This window comes from Aliikangiella marina (genome assembly GCF_007004765.1).
GTDB classification, from domain to species: domain Bacteria; phylum Pseudomonadota; class Gammaproteobacteria; order Enterobacterales; family Kangiellaceae; genus Aliikangiella; species Aliikangiella marina.
The window spans coordinates 1,332,885-1,355,881 of record NZ_VIKR01000001.1; the positions used below are offsets into that span (position 1 = coordinate 1,332,885).

The following is a 22,997-nucleotide window of genomic DNA, read 5'->3' on the forward strand; positions in this document are numbered from 1 at the left end:
TTAAAATGTCCCTTCGTCGATTTCGTCTTCATTGCCTTCAAGGCTCGTTTTTGACTGTAATAATTTAATGCTATCAAGCTCAATCATTATATAGTCACTTAGCTCCCTGACTGTTTGATGTTCGAAAAATACTTTTAACGGTATATCAATCTGGTATTCCTGTCTTATCATGTTTGACAATCTTAAGGCTTGCAAAGAATGACCTCCGATATCCCAAAAATTATCCGCCACTCCTACTTCTTCTAGGTTGAGTAACTTCTGCCACAAACCACACAGAAATGCTTCTATTTCGTTTTCTGGAGCAACATAATTACTTTGCCTTTGTGAAAAATCAACACTCGGTAACGCCTCATATTTAACTTTCCCATTTACGCTCAATGGGATGTCGTTTATCACCAAAAACGCAGAAGGTACCATATATATTGGTAACTCAGCCTGTACCAATTTTCTCAGTTGATTGTGAATTTTATGGCTATAATCTGTAGCGTCTTCGGTATTTAATGTCGATTCAACAACATATGCAATTAGTACCTGATCACCCGAAGGTTCTACTTGAGCAACAACTACCACATCTTTCACTAATTTATGAGATTTAATTACAGCTTCTATCTCTGATAATTCTATTCGATAGCCTCTAACTTTAATCTGGCTATCAATACGGCCTAAAAATTCGATTTTATTTTTCTCAATGATACGAACCAAGTCTCCACTTTTGTATAGTCTTTCTCCATTAACTGCTGAAAATCGATTGGGAATAAACTTTAATGCCGTAGTGGCCCCTTGCTTTAAATAACCTCTGGATAAGCCCATTCCTCCTATTAACAATTCTCCGGGGGTACCAGTTGGTTGAATTTCATATTGATTGTCAACGATATAAAATTCAGTATTTTGTATTGGATACCCAATAGGTAAAGTGCTGGCTTCTAGATTTACAACAGAATTTTTATCGATGTTAAATATTGAGCTTCCTACGACTGTCTCAGTTGGTCCATATTCATTAACAAATTTTGCATTCGGTAAAAATCTGCTGCGCCAAGAGTCAATTAACTCTGAAGTCAACGCCTCACCACCAATCACTAAACAGTGTTCTAATGTACATTTAATCTCACTGTTAATTGTGTGCTTTAATGCCTCTAAGTGAGCAGGAGTCAATTTAAATACTAATGGCGATTGGCTATCAAACATTAAGCTTGCCAGTGACTTAAAGCGGTCTTCATGGCTCGCAGTTAAAAATACTGTCTTTCCTAACGTTAGGGGAGTTATAAGACTTGTAACCGTTGCATCAAAATTAAAAGATGTGCTCACTACTCCTCCGTTACAATTATCAAAGTAATTTCGTCGAGCATGATGCAAATAATTATTAAGACCTTGATGTACAATTTGGACAGCTTTAGGTTTTCCACTAGTTCCTGAAGTATAAATTTCGTAAGCTAATAATTTCCTTTTTATCTGCGAAGGGACTAAATTTAAATTTTCTTGTGAGAATTGAGAGAACAATTTATCTTGTATCGCTAAATCTACAGGAACAGTTCTCAAGGTACTTAAAAGAGGAAGTTCTTCTAGAAGGTGTCTCTCACACAACACCATCTTGCACTCACTAGTTTCTATCATATATTGAAGCCGATCTTCAGGGTATTCAGGATCTAATGCGATATAACACCCACCCGCCTTGGCTATTGCGAGCAAAGAGACTACCATTTCAATTGATCTTTCGGTACAGATCCCTACTTTATCCTCATAGCTCACTCCTTTACTAACTAAAAAGTTAGCCAGTTTATTTGTGCGACTATTTAACTCAGCATAAGTAATATTTATACCATTGCAAGTTATCGCAATTTGATTTGCGTTTTTTTCGGCGTTTTGTTCAAACAACTCATAAAAACAATCTTGTATATTTTCTTGGCATTGGGTTGAGTTATTGACAACAAGCAGTTGATTTAGCTCCTCCTCCCCTAACAATCGCTCTTTACTAAAAACACAATCGGTATAACTAACAATTTGTTCAACTATATTGTTGATGTAGTTTTTAAAACGTTCTCTGGCTGCTTGATTAAATACCTTGGAGTCTGCATGGATTGAAAGACTAAATGTTTGCGTCTTTTCATTTTTGTTAACATATACGTCCATTAAATAATTCGTCGACTGAAACGCCGAAACTTTCTCAGGTATAGGACTATTACCGGGCTTATTTCTACTAGTTGCTCCTTGATCTTTTTCATAATATACATGCCAATTGGTATAAGTGAATAAAGCTGCAGAAAAATCAAGACCTGTTGCTCGTTGAATCTCAGCAATCGGATAGTGCCGAAACTCATGCTGGCTCCTTAACTTTTTATCAACAATTTCTATTATTTCCTTCCAAGAACGGTTTTCGTAATTGATAGACAATGGTAATGCATTTAGGAACACCCCTATCATTTTATCGCCACCTTTAATTTCGGGACGACCTTGAGAAATAATCGGCGCTGCAATTTCATCACTACCATTTAATAATCCTAAGAAAGTCAAATAAACAGTACTCCAAATACTTTTCTCCTGTACCCCTAAGCCCTTAGCTAAGCCACAAATTTTTTGACTTGTTTGGTCGCTAATATGGCACGCGATTCTTTCATTAGTTGCACGCTTCAACCCTGTCCACCAAGGTATCTCAGCTGTAGCCAAGTCCTTACACCAAAACTCTTTATGTGCTTCTGACTTAATTGCTTTTTGTTCTTTAGCAATAAATAAGTTATATGAAGGTAACTTCTCGTATTCTATAAACTTACCTTTTTGTAAAAGATAACGGTAAGTTTTTAGCACTTCATTAGTAAAGCTCTCTAGACTCCAACCATCCCATAAAGCATGGTGCACAAATAACCCAAACAAAAACTCACCATTAGGTAACAAAAAAACTGTTGCTCGCCAGAGCCCTTTGGTAACATCAATGCCTATTTCGCGCTGTTGAGCCATCCATTGCTCAATTGTCGGTGACAACTCCGAATCTTTCAAAGTACTTAAATCAACAACGTCAAGTTCAGGAGCTTTATCTTTTAATATTAACTGTATTGGTCTATCGAGACTTAAACAGTATACGCTTTTCATATTTGAGTATTTATTCGCTAAGAACTGCAATGTCTTTCTAAAAAGATTTATATTCCAACATTCTTTAAAGTGATAAAGTTGTATATTCTCATATAAATTTAGACCACGAGACCTTAACGAATGTAATACCATACCCTCCTGCATCATCGACAGCGGATACGCATCATCTATAGCATGAAAATCATAGGCTTCCTTAAGCTGATTTAATTCTTTTTGAGTTAACAGCTCATACTTTTCTACGGCTTTAAAATAAACGGTTTCTTTTTCGAGACCACTTTCTATGAATTGAGCCAGCTCTCGAATAGTGGGGTATTTAAATAGATGTTTCGCCGCAAACTTAACTCCACACTCTTCCGCTGCTGAAATTAATCCAATAGCACGAATTGAATCACCGCCCACAGAAAAATAGTTACAATCAATGCCTAACTCTTGCAAATCAAGTTTGTCTTTCCAAAGCTCGATTAGTTTTGATTCTAATTCAGTACTAGGATTCACAAGCTTAGGGCCTACAACAGGCTTTGAAGCAAAAGTCCTCAATAATTCTATAGTGTTTAGCAACCCTGATCTTAAATATGGAAATTGCTTACTAATAAAGACTTTCTTGGGTAGTGGGGATATATTCTTTCCACACCTAATCTTGTCTCGGAGTCTTTTAACTTTATTCTCATTCGATAGTACTTTATGTTTATCTTCTAAATAGAGTTCTAATCCATAACGGTCATTTAATGACTCAACGACAAAACAATTATGAGTTATCTGAACATGATGCTGAACGACTTCTGTTAATCGCGTCGATCGCTCCCCGGAGAGCAACCGTGCTGTTCCCAAGTCATCTTTTACAGGCTCTAGTTCAGAAAATGTACCGATATCTTCTAAATAAATTTCTTTATTTCCTGCGAATCTTGTCGAGCGATTAAGCTTCTGGCCAAAGCTTAACAATGGAATTGAGCCCAATTGAACGTCAGGCGTTTCTACTAACTGTTCTAATAAATACAAGTAACTATTGACTAATCCTTGAACTGTGTCTTTTTTAAACAATCGCTTATCAAAATCCAACTTTCCTACAATATCATGCTCTCTTTCGAGTAACATAAGCGAGAGTTCGTGTCGAGCAACGACATTACTGTCCGTTGCTAAGAATGTTTGCTCAGAATTTTCAGGATAAGCAACTAGTTTAATATCAGATTCATTTTCATTGGCTGCAGGTATATTTTGCAATGCAAACATAACTTGATAAATCGGTGAATATTCACTAGAACGCTCTCCCGCGACTTGATCAACTATTTTATCAAATGGTAGTTCCTGGTGAGCAAAGCACTCGAGTGTTGTGTTCCTAATTTGTTTAACAAATTTGGTGAAGCTGAGATTAGGATATAATTGTCCTCTAATAGGCAGGCTATTTACAAACAAGCCTATCAACGACTCTAATTCACTTCTAATTCTCCCCGCTAATGGCGTTCCAATCGCGAAATCATTGCAATTAGAAAATTTACTCAGCGTGACAAAATAAACTGATATCAGTAACATGAAGTTAGTTATATTATGCTCAGCTGTAAAGTCCTTAATTTTTTTAAGAAGCTTACCACCTATCGAAACTTTTACTGTTCCGCCTTGAAAGCTTTCGCCTAAAGCCCTGGACTCCTCTATAGGCAGCGTCAAGCAAGGTGGCATACCGTATAATTTTCGTGACCAATAAACAAGTAACTCCTGTAGCCAATCACCTTGCAGTCTAGCTTTTTGCCATACAGCATAATCAGTGTACTGTAGCTCAGTATATTCAATCGGTTCTTGAGTAGCACTTAGTATAGACTGATACCTTTTTAGAATATTATTAATTAGTATTCCTATTGACCAGCCGTCTGAAATACTGTGATGCATAGTAATAAACAAATAGTATTCTTTATTTTTCGGCTCAACTTTTCGCACCAACTTGACACGACACAAAGGCTCCTTAAATAAGTCAAACCGATAGTTTTTTTCATGAAAATATAAGCGCTCAAGCTGTTCTGTTGAAGTTACATTCTCTATCGTTATACCAGGAACTTCGTGCAGCAAGTGAATTAGTTCGCCGCCGACTTGTTGAAAACATGATCGTAAAATATGATGCTGATCAAATAATTCGCTCAAACTATTGATTAAAGCTTTTTCTGAAACACTTCCTTCCACCTTTAATGCCACAGGTATATTATAGGCGTTTTTCATTCCCATATACTCAGTCAAAAAGAGCATTCGTTGTTGTGCAAATGAAAGAACCTTTGGCAGTTCACTACGAGCTGGAACAACCTTATCGGTTAAATATTTATCTTTATCACTTGACAGCAAACCTTCAATATAAGTCGCCTGCTCTACCAGTAGTTGCTTATCAAAGATTTCTGCAATAGAAATTTCCACATTAAATACATCTCTAATTCGAGAGATTAGTTGCGTAACTAATAAGGAATGACCACCTAAGTCAAAAAAGTTATCCAATTTCCCGAGTTCTTCAGAATTTAAAAGCTGGCGCCAAATGTTAGCGAGAATGTGTTCAACCTCTGACTCCAGAGCCACTTTAACAACGTTTGACTGACTGGGAATATAGGATGGTAACTCTGACTTATTGAGTTTTCCATTTTTTGATACCGGTAGGTGGGTTATGCCGATAAATCCGCTTGGCATCATATAATCAGGCAAATTGGAACGAACCTGAAGAATCAATTCGTCCACCAAACTTTGTTCCAGTTGGATCTCTAAACCGGTTGAACCGACATTTTCTAACTGTTTAGCGGCAGGAACTACATAAGCTATTAAATATTTTTGCTCTGAAGAAAGTTCTAGCAAGTTAACAGTAGCAGTTTTCACTCGATTACTTTTAACTAGTACCCGAGTGATTTCTTCTAACTCGATTCTATATCCCCTGATTTTAACTTGGTGATCAATTCTGCCGAGATATTCAATATTTCCATCCGCTAATAAGCGCACTAAGTCACCAGTTTTATATAGTCTTTGCTGGTTGTCATCTATATGATTAGGAATAAATTTTTCTGCTGTTAAGCCTGGTTGATTAACATAACCTTGAGCCAACCCGACACCGCCGATTAATAATTCACCACTACAACCGGATGGGATCAGTTGAAGGTTTTTATCGACGACATAGAGTTTTATATTATGGATTGGTTTACCAATCGGCACACAGGATAAATTGTTATCGAGGCTACAATGCCAAGCAGAGACATCAATTGCTGCTTCCGTAGGGCCGTATAGATTAGCGAGTTTAGCACTAGTGTTTAGACCAATGAATTTTTCAACCAAATTCTTACTTAAGGCCTCACCACTGCATATGACTTGCCTTAATGACCTAACGCTTTCATAGGTTGCTTGTTCTAAATAGACCTGTAGCATTGAGGGCACAAAATGTATTATTGAGATATGCTTCTCCGCTACAATTTTATTTAAGTATGTTGGATCTTTATGCCCAGCAGGTTTGGCGATCACTAAACATCCACCGTAACTTAGAGTCCATAAAAACTCCCAAACTGAAACATCAAAACTAAAAGGCGTCTTCTGAAGCACTCTATCGCATGTCGTCATTTGATACTGAGTTTGCATCCAGCTCAACCTATTAATTAAAGCTTCACTAGTATTCATTACTCCTTTTGGCTTTCCAGTGCTGCCAGATGTGTAAATGACATAGTTACAAGTTAGCGGGCTTAACGCTAACACTGGGTCAATAGAATCGCTAGCGCTATATTGTTTAAAATCAGCAAGGTTTATGACTTTCGGCTCTCTTTCGTCAATTTTTTTGAATTTTGAAATCGATTCTTGGTTGGATAAAACTACCTCCACGTTACTTTCAACAATCATATGGCGTAATCGTTTGCTTGGTAGCTCGGGTTCTAATGGTACATAGCTCGCCCCTGCTTTTAGCGTTGCGAGTATCGCTAAAACCATTTCAATACTTCTTTCGCAATAAATACCGACCCTTGAAGAACAGCTAATTTTTTGGTTAATTAGCTGATGAGCCAATAGGTTACTCATGTTATTTAAAGCCCTGTAACTAATCTGTTGCTCATCATAAGCAATGGCGATTGAGTCCGGGTGCAACTTTACCCTCTCTTGAAAAAGTTCATAAACGTGGGTAGTTTGCCCAAGAGGGTATTCAGTATTATTCCACTCTTTCAGTTGCTGCTGCTTTTCGGCCTCTGACAAGAAATCTAAGTTCAAAACGGGTGTTTCTAAGTTACAAACAACTTGCTCAGCTAATTTATATAGATGAGTAACCATCCGCGATATGGTTGAAGGTTCAAAGAGGTCAGTGTTAAATTCAAAATCTCCACTAAAACCAGCGTCACTCTCTTGCAGTCTGAGAGTAAGGTCAAAACGGGACATTTGACTACTGCCGGCGTCGACTCTATCATCCTCACAAAAAACCGGTAACAGTTGAATATCAGTTGCTTCGGCAGCAGGCTTTGGGACGTTTTGAAGAGTAAAAGCGACCTGAAACAATGGAGAATGACTCAGACTGCGCTGAGGACTTAACTCTTCAACCAGTTTTTCGAAAGGTATATCTTGGTGCTCAAAACTTTCTAATACGACATTCCTAGTTTTTTCGATAAGCTCAGCAAAACCGTCACCATCTTCTATTCGAACCCTCATCACTAACGTATTCACGAAAAAACCAATGAGATTTTCTACATCCTTATTCGCTCGATTGGTTACCGGAGAGCCGATAGCCAAGTCAGCTTGCCCGCTATAGCGATAAAGTAATGTTGCAAATAAACTCAGCAAAGTAACGTAGGGGGTGGTATTGTATTCTAGACTTAAGCCAACCAACTTCTCACTTAGCGTCTTACCGAAATTTACCTCACATATCGCTCCATTAAAAGTTTGCTTATTGGGCCTGGGTTTATCAAAAGGTAAACTCAACGAAGAAGGTAAGTCTTTCAGCTGATTTCGCCAAAATCTCAATTGCTTCGTTAAATAATCACCCGCAATATATTGATTTTGCCATTCTGCGTAATCTGAATATTGAATCTCTAGCGGTGGAAGTGCATGCTCCGGACCACTACTGAGTGATAGATAGTTATCCATTAACTCTTTAAAGAAAATTGACATTGACCAGGCGTCTGTAATGCTGTGGTGCATAGTCAGCATCACAATAAAATCGTGACATGGAGGTCCTTTTTCTGCGTTATTTTGACGTAGCACTTTTACGCGTGCCAGCTCATCATGTTGCATGTCAAAAGGAAAGTTCTTCTCGGACAGCCATATTTCGCGTAACTCATTGACATCACTAACTTCTTTAACTTTTAAATCTTCGTTGACTTGGTTTACTACTTGGTACGCGACACCATCTTCTTCTATAAATTTGGTTCTTAGTGATTCTTGGCGTTTAAAAACCATAAGAATTGATCGAATTAGTAATTTTTCTTCAATTTCGCCTCTCAACCTTAGCGCTATAGAAACATTGTAGACTGAATTTGCGCCCATAAGTCGACTCAGAAACCATAGCCGCTGCTGTGCGAAAGACAAGCTACTTTTAAATTTTTTATCTTTATGGTTTCGAGGCATAATCTTTGACTTAAAATATTCAGCCCTCTCTGATGCCTCAATTGAACTTAAAAACTCAACAAGATCAGTCTTATGCGCTCTTAGCTTCGCCTTAAAAGCGTCAGACATTTGACCTGTTTTCGCTGTAAACTTTAATTTATCATTTTCAACGTAAAGGTGAATCCCTTTATCTAGCGCCTCACTGAGTATGTCTGAAATTTTCATTATATTTCTCCTTCCTCAACATCATCGGCATATTCATTGATTTTACTTTTGTTTTGTTTAATTTGTGTCTTTATTGTATTTTTAATCGTATTCCCGTTGATTTCAGCCTCTAAAATGCTAGCTTGCAATGCTAGTGTCTGATTCTCAAACATCTTTTGGAGCGAAATATCCAAATCGAACTCATGACGAATTCGAACTCTTAACTGCGTCAGCAATAGTGAGTGCCCCCCTAACTTAAAAAAGTTATCTAAGCGAGTCACTTCACCTAGTTCTAAAACTTCACACCACAGCGAAGCGAGACGTTTTTCCACTTCAGTTTTTAACTCAACCGCTGGCTTGCGAGCCAACAACGCAGTTAACTCTAGCAATTTTTTCTTATTAATTTTTCCATTTTGCAAAAGCGGAAATTGATTTACCTGATAAATTATTGAAGGCACTGTTGATTCAGGTAGGTATTTTCTTAATTCGCTTTGAATCGCCAATTCTAGAGACTCGTCTAAAAAACGAACGATCGTTTTTTCTTGCTCCACCGAAGCAGAATCGCCCTCGCTAATTACGTATGCACAAATTTCAACCCTTCGATTATTTCTTTCATCAAGCAGAACTACTGCGTCTTTTATTGCTTCTTGCAAACATAATAAGGATGCAATTTCAGCGAGTTCAACTCTTGCTCCTAAAATTTTAACTTGCTCATCCTTTCGACCGATGAATTCAATATCACCCTTGCAATTCAACCTAACCAAATCACCTGTTTTATAGAGGATGTCAGGCTCTGTCACATAAGGATTTTGAATAAAACTATTCCTCGTCAGCTCGGTTTTATTATAATATCCTAGAGTTACTCCTTCACCACCAATATAAAGCTCGCCTACCCCACCTTTAGGTAACAATTTTAAATAATCATCTAAAATATAAAAGCTCACATTCCTTATTGGTCGACCACAGGGAACAAGTAACCCCTCATCATCTATATTATCAACTTCATAATAAGCAGAGGTCATTGTACATTCCGTTGGACCGAAATTATTTATTATTCGTACCCTATCGCCGAAACTATTTCGAGCCAGTCGGCAATCTGAGTAGCGTAATACCTCTCCAGTAGACATGATCAACTTAAGACTAAATGAAGTATATACCTCTGGTAGTTCAACCTGATTAACAACTCGTAAAAACGACGGTACAATACTTAGTAAGTGAGTAATTTTTTGTCTAGCAAGCGTTTGCTTGACATAAAAGGCATCTTTAGCGTCACTATCATCGAGCAGTACTAGTTTCCCACCATTCACTAAGGTACCAAATATCTCCCGAAATGCGGCGTCAAACCCCTGTGCGGTTAGCTGCAAACATGATGAAGTTGTCGATATGTCACAAACTTCATTCATATAACTTAAATAATTGAGTATATTTGAGTGAGAAGTCATCACACCTTTGGGATTACCCGTTGAGCCGGATGTGTAAGTTATATACGCTATTGAATTTTCATTAAACAAGCGAGGCTCATTACGCTCTTCTGTTTGTAAATTAGTACTTAATAATGAAGCTAGTTCCTTCTTGGTATTCTCATTGTCAATTTCAATATATGGTTTAGAGCAGTTTGCCCCAAACATGAAGCCTTGTTCTGTTACTAAAATATCCAGGTCATTAACGAGCATTTTGATTCTTTCTTTTGGGGTATCAATATTAATCGACACACATGTTGCGCCACACTTAAGAATACCTAAAATGACAGCGAGCAAATCGATACTTCGTCTAACGCAAACGCCAACCAAACTACCCACCGAAACTGCATTTGAAACCAGCATTCTAGCGACTTGGTTAGATGATTGATTTAACGAACAGTAAGAGACCGAAATACCATTGAAGTAAGCCGCAATTGCGTGAGGGTTAAGCTTTGCTTGCATTTCAAAAGGCTCATAAATGAAGCTGTTCTTATTTTTGTTTTCAGCATCTAATCTACTGCTCTCTAGAAGCTGATTAGTTTCTGCATTCGTTAATGCAGAAATCTGAGCTATTTCCCTATCCGGATTATCGAGAACGTTAACTATCAATTCGTTAAAATTTCTAGCAAGCCTTTCTATAGTTTCTGCTTTAAATAGATCAGTTTTAAATATCCAGTCATATACAACGCCATCCATGCTTTCTTTTACAGAGAGTTCCAGGTCAAATTTTGTTGTTTTAATTGAGTCTATCAACGAATCAATTTTAACTTGAGGCAAATCCAGTTGTGTCTCAGTTGCGTTTTGTAAAACAAGCATAATCTGAAACAACGGATTCTCGTTACCCTCTCTTTCAGGGTTGATGCGTTCAACTAACAAGTCAAAAGGCACCTGCTGATTGTCAAATGCTTCGATAATATTTTGCTTATTCTCTTGCAAAGCTGAAATAAACGTTTGACTAGGGTCAATTTTCATTCGTAAAACCAGGTTATTTAAAAATAAACCTACGACATTTTCTAACTCAGTGTTTTCTCTATTGGCAATTGGCGTACCAATAACCACGTCGCTTTCCCCACTATATCTGCTAATCATGACACTTAAACAAGTGTGTAAAAACATAAATAATGTTATGCCTTGCTGAACACAAAACGCTTGCAGTCGTGTCGAATTCGATTTGGACATAACATGTCTAAATACTTTGCCCGCGTAACTTTCTTTGCTTGGTCTTGGATTGTCAAATATGAGTCCGTGACGTTGAGGCAATCCTTCGAGTCTTTTATGCCAATATGATAACTGTGCTTTAAATTCTTCTGTATCAACAAGACCTCTCTGCCAGTGAGCATAATCAGCGTATTGCGCACTCAACATAGACAATGATGTGTAAAGCCCGCTTGCAAGTTCTCGATATAGAAGGTTAATTTCACGAAACAACACACCTAAAGACCAACCATCGGCAACACTATGGTGCAATGTTAACAGTACCGCAACGTTCGAAGGTGTATCTCCCTGGTTGCTATTTATATCTTCCAACAAACGAATTCTGGCTAGCGGATCGCTCGACAAATCGAAACGATGTAGTTGCTCGCTTTTGCAGATCGATTTCAATGACTTCGAAAAATTTATCGTTTCTATCTTTAATGGGAAATATTTATCAATTAATTGATAAGGCGTATCGTGGTCGCTGACAAATCGAGTTCTTAGTGATTCATGTCGATAAACAAGGTGATTTAAAACCCTTAATAATAAATTTACATCGATATCACCGGTTAATTTTAGCGCTATTGGCATATTGTATATTGAGCTTGGCCCGGTCACTTCGTTAATAAACCATAATCTCTGTTGCGAAAACGATAACTCCAGTCTACGTCCTCTACCAACAGGCACAACCTCAGTGTTAGAGCGACATTTTTCATCTTTTATGCTAGCTTCTACGAATTTCACTAATTCATCAAAGCGAGAATTTTGAAATAGATCTTTTAACTTTACTGTTATTGAATATTTTTCGTTAAGCCTAGCAATAACTTTTGTGGCCAATAGTGAATTACCGCCTAGTCTAAAAAAACTTTCTTGAAAGTTAAAATTAGAGATACCTAAAACCTCTGACCATACCTTAAACAACGCGTTTTCAGTTATTGTACGCGGGACATCTGGCTTAACTTCATCACTCCTAACCTCTCTTTTTAATTTATCTAGATCGTATAAGCCATAACTATTTAATGGTAAATTGCCTAGCCGGAAACATGAATGAGGAAGTCTATTTAGTCGCTCAGCCTTCTTTACATGTTGACTTACTTTTTTAAACACATCCGAACTCACCATTTCCCGGCCAATACTTTTATCTGATGATTCTATAAAGCAGGTCAGCTTTTTACTCAATCGAGAATCATCTATTTCAGCCATCAAACTATCACAGACAAAGTCAAGACTATTTAAGCATTCTTCCTCATAAGCAAAGCAACCGGCTAGATTAGATATGTTTTCTTCTTCATCCAATATCACAATGCTTTTATCTGCATTAACTTTCGCTTTAATTTTTGTATTTATAATCCGTCGACCTTGTTGGCATGAAAATGGATTGGGAAGAAAGTAAGAGGCTTGCTCTACAGCACTGACACCGACTTGCTCACTCGATTCTTGCTCTGCTATAAAGATGTCGCCACATTGATCGACGTCTGTAGGTTCGAGTTGATCATCTAACACCAGCAGGTTTTCACTAAGATATAACCTGTTGGCTTCATCAGTATTTATCATTTCATCAATATAAAGTGAAGTAGACTCACTATTAGATGAGCTAGACCCATTATCTGTCTCGGCTAATACATTCAGTAAATCTCTTATTAGCCTAAGATCTTCGGAACTAATATTTTTTAATATTAAATAATCATCAATTGAGTCAATACTTTTCGCTAAGGTAGATAATTGTGCGTAATTCAAAGTGCAATACTTCAACCTGGACTCGTTGTTATGCCAACTTAAACATAAAGCAGCGCTATTCTGTGCTGGATTATTGTGATCAAACTTAATTCGCGCCGAGCATTTCTTAAAATTTGGTAGTACCAATCTTTCTACTATTGATGATCGACTTTGTTGATCAGTAATTATTAGTTCAAGCTTTAACTCTTGAGCATTATTAGCAATATAAAGATCAGGTGCTTCAGAATCTAGTATCACACAACAACCACCTAATTTGAGAACTGCTATTGATGTTAAAATACGGTTAACCTGGCCACGGCAAAGAATTCCTATTTTAGGATTAGTAGATAACTCTCTAGAAAGCGCTTCACCTACTATTTGGTCAGACATCCAATCTATATCTTGGCTTGTCAGAGTTTTTTCTTCAATATTGTATGTAACACTTGAACTATGGTTAGCAACTATATTTTTGAGTAATTTACTGGGTGAGCGCATATAGGCGCTAATGTCTTTCGACCGATATATTTCCGTTAATTGCTCTCTCTGTTGACCTATCACTAGGTTACTAGCATATATATTCCCCTGCGGATCATTAACGAACGCTGTTATAAGTTGTGTGAAATTGCTTAATAGACGCTTTATTGTGGTTTCTTTGAATAAATCGGTGGTAAACTCCATATCACCAACTATAAGACCATTACTCTCCCTCAGAGAGAATGACAGATCATACCTTGATACTTGGTTGTACTCCTTAAAATCGAATAATCCGCTCTCAGTCAATGATAAAAGCTGCACACCACTGAGTCCATTGTTATCTATCGGTGAATTTTGAAAGGCAAACATCACTTGAAATAGTGGCGAAATATTCCCTTCCCTATCCGACAACAAACTATCAACCAGCACCTCAAAAGGCAGTTCTTGGTTAGCATACGCATCGAGTGTTATTTCTCTTGCTGACTTAACGGTTTCCAGAAAGCTATGATTGTTTTCAAGTTTGAAACGCATGACCAGCATATTTACAAAAAATCCGATTAATGCTTCCAGTTGACTATGGGTACGGTTAGCCACAGGGCTACCTATAACAATATCTTTTTTGTTCGTATATCGACTAAGCAAGATCGAGAATACTGTTATGAAAAACATATATAAAGTAACACCATGGCCATGGCAAAAACTTTTGACTTTAGAAGTAACACTTCGCCCCAAACTAAATTCCACACTACTTCCTTTGTAACTGGGTTTACTAGGGCGCGAGAAGTCCGTTGGTAGATTTGAATTTAAAGGAAGATCGCTTAACTGACGTTTCCAGTAGCCAAGTTGGTTTTTCATACTTCCATTCAATAGCATATCACGTTGCCATTCACTATAATCTACATATTGAATTGGCAGTGTCGGCGCTTTGTAAAGACTATCCTTAAGCTTCTCGCTATAATTTGATTTAAACTCTTCAATTAATACACCAATTGACCATCCGTCAGAAATAATGTGATGCATAGTAACCGAGATGATATAATTGGCTTTACCATCCTCTTTGCATTTAACAATCTTCACTCGACACAAATCGTCTTCGTAGAGGTTAAATTTAAACTCTCTCTCTGCTTCAAATAAACTCTTGACTCTATTCAAATCACTTTCATCTTCGATAATAAGATCAAAATTTGATTCGCTAATAAGCTGCACCAGCTCACCGTCTAGATTTTTAAATCGACTCCTTAAAACCTCATGACGTTCAATAATATCTTGCAGACTGTCCAGCAAAACATTTTCATTGACCTTTCCAGTCATTACAAATGCAACAAATATATTATATATATTGTTCGCACCTATATATTCGTTAGCTAACCACATTCTTTGTTGTGCAAAGGAGGTAGTTAAAGCCTTATCTCGTTCGGCTTTTTCTATCGGATTGACTCGGTGAGAACAACTACCCTTTTTATGATCGACGAACAATGCTAACTTTTTTAGTGTTTTTTGAACAAAAACCTCTTTTAATGTTAAATTTAATGAGAAAATATGATTAATTCTATTTAACAGTTGGGTTGCGGATATAGAATTCCCCCCAATTTGAAAAAAGTCATCTTGCGGCGATATATTTTTTATACCTAAGGTATCCGACCATACACCTGCAACAATTTCTTCCGTAGGCGACATTCTTTTAGCGCCCTTTCCCCTTTCTTTTTTATCCAGACCTATTAATTTAACAAAGTTGATTTCGCCATTATTCTTTGTTGGCAAAGTCTCACTAAAAAGGATTCTCGTTGGCAGCGGCGTCAACGACTGGCATCGCTTAAGTCGCTCACGAATATTTGACTGTAGCGAGTTACAAGAATCACTAGCAACTTTCGTTTCTACAAAACATTGTACAAAAGATATTGGAGAGTTACAGTCCCTTTGCAAATATATATGTTTTAAATTTACTGCCTGATCAACCTGTTCATTCAGCACATCACTTACCACTGGGGCGATGCAGCTAAAATCGGAATAAATCTTCTTTGTGTCGATTTTTTTTTGGGGATAGTTACTTTTATTTTTATTAAGAACCAAGACTTCTTGACCGTCTACACTCAAGGATATTAATCGACTATCAACAGCCTTATTGCCATCATTGTTTAAACGTAAAAAGAACCCCCTATTCAGTATCGCCGTGAAACCATGACACATATTGTCTACAATTTGCTTATCTTGGTTAATTACAACTTTTAAAGGAGACACCTTATGTTCCTTTAAGTTACTTGAAAGGCGGAGTTTTGTCGCGAGCCATTCTAGTTCTTTTGGATAATTAGACGCTAAAGATTCACCAATCTGGGTCGAAAAAGTATGTTTTAACATCCACTCTAGATACGCATGTGTTACGCCGACCATTTCAAACTGACCACTATCATTTGATAGTAACTCAACAACTGCACTATTCCTTACATCAAAATTGGACTCGTGTTTCTGATAGTGGTCTATAGTAAATAAACATAAAGCGCTACTGCTATCCACATTGTAAACTTTAAGTAAATCGCCATCATTTATGTAAACACTTTTCGCAATATTCCGTTCGGTTATTATTATGTTAGCATTTGACAACTGTAACGCAGCTCTAATTTTCAAGGCCGGCCAAGCAGGATCAATCCTAAGAAAGCAAATCTGGCGCTCCATCAGCATCGAAGCAATTCGGCTTTGCTCGTTCTCATCTTTTACAATCAATGCAACCAATACAAAACTTTCGTTTAAAGCATCGGTGACACCGTTCCATTTTGGCTCAGATTTATCTGATAGAATTTTTTCTAACCAAGTTTCAAATATAGTTGTATCGGTTCCATATGCAATCCTTGTAGATATTTCTTTTGCGATTGTTTTAATAGACTTATTATCCAAATTCGAGTCACGCATATTATTTGTGGATTTGCCGTTAGCAAAACAATTCAAATCGCCAATACTCTGCTCATGACTCTTGGACATTGAGACAACTATTTGTTTGAACACCTCTACTAATCGGCATATCATGCTATCGCTATAAATTGCGGACTTGAAATTAAACTTGAAATCTATCGTTTTAGATACATATATAACTAATGTTAAAGGAAATTCTGTTCCTTCTTTACTATAACAATTGGTCACCCTTAATGAAGAACCATCTACTCCAAGAGCATCACCTAATGAAGAATTAATAGGATAATTCTCAAATACTAGTAAACTATTGAACAATGATTGGTTCTCTCTCAAACCAAGCGCTTTGCTTATTTCTACTAAAGATAAAAAGCTAAACTCTAAACTTTCTTGTTGTCGAGCACTTATCTCTTTTAGCCACTCCGATATTTTTTGGCTTTTGTCGATTTTTACTCTAACAGGAATGGTATTAATGAACAGACCAATCATGTTTTCTATACCATCAACAGGTACATTACGGCCAGATACAGTCTGACCAAATACAACATCATTTTCGTTAGAAAACAAGTAGTTTACGTAAGACCAGGCAGCTTGAAAATATGTATTTATAGTTACATTTAAATCCTTAACAACACGTTTAACCGCAGCTGACTGATGTGAATTCAAATTCAAGACAACTTCTTTTGAAGATACGGAACTCGACTCCATCTCCAAAAGGCTATTTTGGCATTCTTCATGTATCTTTACCCCATCTAACTCTCGACACCAAAAATCTCTCGCCGATTTGTAATCTTGATCAGTTAGCCATTTAATAAAAGCTTTATAAGGCACTCGCTCTGTGAGCTCAAACTCTCGATGCTTTTCTAAAGAAAAATATATTCTAAACAAATCACCTAATACACTTGAAATACTCCAACCATCGAGCAAGCAGTGATGATGAGACCAAATCAAGCATGTCTCATCTTGTGACATTTTGATTAAATACAAACGCATCAAAGAGCCAGCGTTTAAGTCATACGGCTTTGTCTTATCTGTTTGTAATAGCGACTCCTTCTTTTCGCGTTGTTCTTCGCTTGAAAACCTTTGCCAATCAAGCTCGTACCACTTTAAATCACAACGGCTTAATACAATCTGAACCCAATCTTCGGATTGATAATTAGCAAAAGCCGTCCTAAATATTTCGTTACTTTGTACTAGTTTACTCCAAGCATTTTTAAGATGTTTCGTATGTAAAGTACCTTTAAGTTCAAACACTAGCTGAGTCGTATAGGAATGTTTTTTATTATCTAACAAACTAAGATAAATCAATCCTTTTTGCATGTCTGTTGTAGGGTAAACGTCTTGAAATTCAGGGTATGCATTAATCCAAGAATCCAATTTTAGGTATTCTGGCTTTACTAACTCAAAATCGCTTGGTGTAACACTACTATTAGTTTTGCAATGAGAAATTATAAATCTTATATTTTCTCTAAAGTCGTTAATAAACTCGTTTATATCTTTAGTTGAGAACTTATTAGTACTAATATCGATATTACAAGTGAGTAGTTCATCTTTTATCCAAGCATTGAGCCCTATCGGATATTTTCGCCGAATACTACCTCCAACATCAGAACCTGTATCATATGGTAAGGACTCAAATAGACCTTGATTATTTTTTTGTTGGTTAAACTGACCGAAATAGTTAAAGAGTAATAGCGCTGGATTATTATTGTCTAATTCTGTGACCATCGGGTCATTTAATAAATAGCGAAGAACACCAAAACCTAATCCTTGATTGGGTGTATGCTGGCGAGCTTCTTTTGCACAGATAATAGCTTTTGCAATCTGCCTAGACTTATAATCATTATTCAAACTAAGCGTTACGCTCTCTGCGTCCAATTTCAGTGGATATACTGAAGTGAACCAACCTACAGTCTCACTTAGATCGCATCCTCTAAACAAATCGTCTTCTCTTCCATGTCCCTCTACATCAACTCTAAAACTTGGGCACCCTATTAGCTTAACTACAGAGGCATAAACACTCGCTAAAATGAGGTCTTGAATTTTAGTATTGTAGGCGTAATTTGAGTCACCGAGTAACGCCTTAGTTTCTTCACTATTGAATTGGAGAGACATGTGAGATGAATCTGAGTATTTATCAAATTCTTTTAAATTTAAGCGAGGCAAAGCTAAGTTTTTTAACACCCCATACCAGAACCGCTTTTCTCTCAGCACCGACTGCACGAACTTTTCCGTCGTTAGCATCTTTGACCAGAGTAAGTAACTCGAAGTCTTTTCTGGTAGTACAATATCGCTTCCAGCTGAAAACTGACTAAATGCCAAGAGTAAATCTTCGTAAAGCACCCTCCAACTTACACCGTCAACAATTAAATGATGGAAGATTAATAAAAGTGCACTATTCTCGTTGCTGTTCGATTTAAAAAAGACTAATTTGAAAGGTGAATCCCCAATTAACTTAAAGTTAGTTTTAAAATAGCTTCCATAGGACTTGATCTGATTTTTTAGTTCGATATCACTAAAATCATCTATTTTTATTTCTTCAACACAGCTACCCACTGCAATCTGGCTTGCATCTATAAATTCGGCTCGATACTCATTGTTAAAATCGAATTTTAAGCGTAATACATCATGCCGTTTTATAAGTTGACTCAAGAATTCCACAAGAAACTTACGGTTTAGGCCATTCGGGACGCTTAACAGTTGACTTTGAAAAAAATGAGAAGGTTCCGTTAATTGCGCTTTAAAAAACCATTTCTGAACAGGTAGCAAGGGAAGTGAACCGATAGCAGAATCTCTTGTTACTTCTTGATTATCTAGACCGACTATTTCGGAAAGTGATTTTATCGTGGGTCTTTTAAATATATCTTTAACAGAAATGGTAATCCCGGCGGACTTTGCCTTGGAAACAACTTGTATAGAACTAATTGAATCACCACCGATTGCAAAAAAGTTGTCTTTTATACCAATTTTTTCCTTAGCTAATACATTTTTCCAAATATCGCATAATTTTATTTCAACCTCATTTGAAGGCGCAAGATATTTCGCTGTCTCGGCAGCTTCATCGGGCTTAGGTAGTAATCTTTTAGCGACTTTTCCATTGGCCGATAAGGGAATACTATCTATGATAGTAAAATATGATGGAATCATATAAGAAGGCAGTTTTTCACTTAGATATGATTTTAAATCACTAATTATTTCCGGGTAGTTTGATTCTGCTTCGCTCTTTTGGTTCTGTAGCTTAAAGCCATTAGATAGCTCCAGATAAGCAGCCAAATATTTTCTGTCAGGGATATCCTCCCTGGCTAAAACCACTACTCCGGTAACCTCTTTTCGCTCCATTAGAAGCTGCTCGATTTCACCAAGTTCAATTCTAAACCCTCTAATCTTGATCTGGTCATCTAACCGGCCCAAATACTCTATCCGTCCATCGCAAAGATAACGTACTAGATCGCCCGTTTTATATAACCGAGCACCTTCGACTTTGGAATAAGGGTTAGGGATAAATTTGTCAGCTGTTAAGGCAGCTTTTCCATAATATCCGCGTGACAGTCCTTCTCCAGCGATAACCAGCTCACCACAAGCCCCCCTTGGTAATAGTTGATTGTGCTTATCTACTATGTAAAGCTGCGTATTTTGAATGGGTCTACCTATGGGGTTGGTGGTTGACTCCTTATCAATTTTACAACGCCAAAAGCTAACATCGATCGCAGCCTCAGTCGGCCCATATAAATTATCGAGGTTAATAAAACTTTGTGAGTTTAAAAAATTGTCACTAACCTCTTTTGGCAGTGCTTCGCCACTACACACGACTTGCCTTAAACTTAAACACTTGGTCCAATTATGGTCTGACAAAAACGCTTTCAGCATAGATGGTACAAAGTGGAGCATGCTAATATATTGCTTTCTGATTTCCTCAATCAAATATGCTGGATCTTTATGCCCTCCAGGCTGCGCGATTACCAAGCTCGCTCCAGTTACAAGTGGCCAAAAAAATTCCCAAACCGATACATCAAAACTGTAAGGCGTCTTTTGAAGGATCTTATCGCCGCTAACTAGTTGATATTGTTTTTGCATCCAATCTATTCTATTTACCAGCGCAGAATTGATATTACCAACCCCTTTAGGTCGCCCTGTACTACCTGAGGTGTAAATCATATACACTAAATTTTCTGGATGTGTTGGTTTTAGCGTTTTTAGATAGTGCGAATGGGTAGACAACATTCCTTCTTCTTCACTATATAACTTTAACTTACTTATTTCTTCCCAAAGAAGAATTTGTAATTTGCTTTCGCCGATTTTACTTTTGAATGTATTATTAGTAATAACGAGCTCTATTGCCGAGTCATTCACTATGTAGTTGATTCGTGATTGAGGGTATTCAGGGTCAACGGGGACATAACATGCTCCCGCTTTAGTAATGGCCAAGATGCTAATAACCATATCAAGAGAACGTTCAAGACAAATGCCTACCCTATCTTCAACCCCAACGCCTTGTTCAACTAAAATACAGGCTAGATTTCGAGCAGCGTTATTAAGTTCTTTGTATGAAAGCATTTCATTTTTATTAATCAAGGCAATCGAGTCTGGCGTTTTAAGCACTTGCTCATTAAAAAGGTCGACAATCGACTCGCCTTTAGGGAATTTATGTGTGGTATCATTCCAGTCGATTAATTGCTGTTCAGTTTCTAATGGCGTTAAAAAATTGTATTCAGATATCTTTAAATGAGGAGATCTGACGACAATATCGAGCAAATTCTGGTAATGCGTTAACATTAAATTAATTGACTTAGCAGTAAATAAGTCTGTGCTATATTCAATACCACCAACCATGCCATCTTCGGTTTCTTGAATACTGAGAGTAAGATCAAAACGGGAAACACCATCTTGATTTCCCGTTTCAAATTCAAAAGGCTCTAGTTCTAAAGGCGCTCTACCTGTCGTCGACGAAGCGTTCGCTTGTAATACAAACATGACCTGAAAAAGCGGTGAATAACTTGTGCTTCTCTCGGGCTGTATTTCTTCAACAATTCGCTCAAATGGAAAATCCTGAAAATTGTATGCATTTAAGGTAGTGTCTTTTACTTGTTGTAAAAACTCATGAAAACTTAAATTTTGATTTAAATTCCCACGAACCACTAGTGTATTAGCAAAAAAACCAATTAAATTTTCGACCTCGGGTAATGTCCTATTTGCGACCGGAGTTCCGACCGCAATATCTTCTTGTCCTGAATAACGAGACAGCAAAATAAAAAAAGTCGATAGCAGTGTCATGTAAAGCGTGACACCTTGTGTTTTACAAAATGCCTCAAGTTCATTTTTTATTTTTTTTGAAAACTTTATCGACTGAGTACTACCTTTAAAGCTTTGTTCTTCCGGTCGAGGAAAGTCAGTAGGCAGAGTTAATAATGACGGCAGGTCCGCTAATTGTTTTTTCCAATAATTTAGGTATTTTTCTAAAGTTTCGCCTTTTAGATGTTTTCTTTGCCAATAAGCATAGTCCGAAAATTGGTATTCGGGCAGTTTTAGTTTATCTACACCCCCCTTCGTAGCAGCAGAATAAAGCTGATTTAATTCTTTAATCAATACATCTGATGACCAACCATCAAAGATGGCATGATGACAGTTTAAGATTAATATTAGACTCGAAGATTCAGGTTCATCGTCATTTTCTATAAGCCTTAGGAGTTTTATCCTACAAAGATCATCGTGCTCTAAATCAAATAGATAATTGCGTTCAACTCGAATTACATCAAGCAACTGTCCTGTATCGCACTCTTCAACCCTTATTGTTGGCAGCTTGCTTTGTATACTTTGGTACGCAGTATTGTCTTTCACTACAATTCGCGTTCTTAATATTTCATGACGTTCAACAAGCTTTTGTAACGTCATTACCAATACATTTGAATCAACCGTTTTACTGAGCCGATAGATAAGCGGTATGTTATACACGGAGTTCGGGCCAGCAAATTGACTATGAAACCATAAGCGCTGCTGAGTAAATGACAAAGGAATGCTAAGTTTTTCTGTTTCATTTAAACGGCGTATAGTGAGTGTTTTCTTCTTAGAAGTTAAGAACTCGATCAATTCTTTTTTATTACTACGTAACGCTGCCTCTAACTCTGAGGAGAGAGAACTGCTATTACTTTTGACTCGTAATTTTTCACCATGAACAGTTATCTTAACACCCTGTTCCTTGCACATTGTCAATATGTCTGAAATTGTCAAAATTCTAGCACTCCAGTCTCATCACTTTCATTATTGTAACTATCATCAGATTCATCCAGCTCTTGTTGATAGTCAATAATGATAGAAATTTGCTTTACTGACGGATTGTCAAACAGCATTTTTATAGGTATATCAATATAATAATCAGTTTTTATACGCGCTATAAACTGCATCGCTTTCAATGAATTACCTCCTAACTCAAAGAAATTCTCGTCT

The 22,997-nt window shown here is 37.1% G+C and carries 3 protein-coding genes (1 of these 3 only partly in view); all 3 read right to left on the bottom strand.

What is annotated here, in order from left to right; all coding sequences use genetic code 11:
* Tightly spaced (each overlapping or abutting the next), the 3 genes in view from FLL45_RS05390 to FLL45_RS05400 form a layout consistent with a single transcriptional unit that may run on beyond the window.
* Positions 1 to 8,832, bottom strand: a complete 8,832-nt coding sequence (locus tag FLL45_RS05390; protein ID WP_142940951.1) for a non-ribosomal peptide synthetase — start codon at positions 8,830 to 8,832, stop codon at positions 1 to 3.
* Positions 8,832 to 22,781, bottom strand: coding sequence for a non-ribosomal peptide synthetase (locus FLL45_RS05395; protein ID WP_142940952.1), 13,950 nt, complete (start codon positions 22,779 to 22,781; stop codon positions 8,832 to 8,834). The genes FLL45_RS05390 and FLL45_RS05395 overlap by 1 nt, the downstream gene beginning before the upstream one ends.
* Positions 22,778 to 22,997 carry the end of a non-ribosomal peptide synthase/polyketide synthase gene (locus tag FLL45_RS05400; RefSeq protein ID WP_142940953.1) on the bottom strand. It continues 26,756 nt past the right edge of the window, so only the last 220 of its 26,976 coding nucleotides appear in the window; the start codon falls outside the window, past its right edge — the gene reads right to left on this strand; its stop codon occupies positions 22,778 to 22,780. Before FLL45_RS05400 ends, FLL45_RS05395 begins: the two co-directional genes overlap by 4 nt.

What these genes read in the sequence shown, in the direction of transcription:
- FLL45_RS05390 (WP_142940951.1), bottom strand. Translation starts at nt 8,832, where the DNA reads ATGAAAATTTCAGACATACTCAGTGAGGCGCTAGATAAAGGGATTCAC.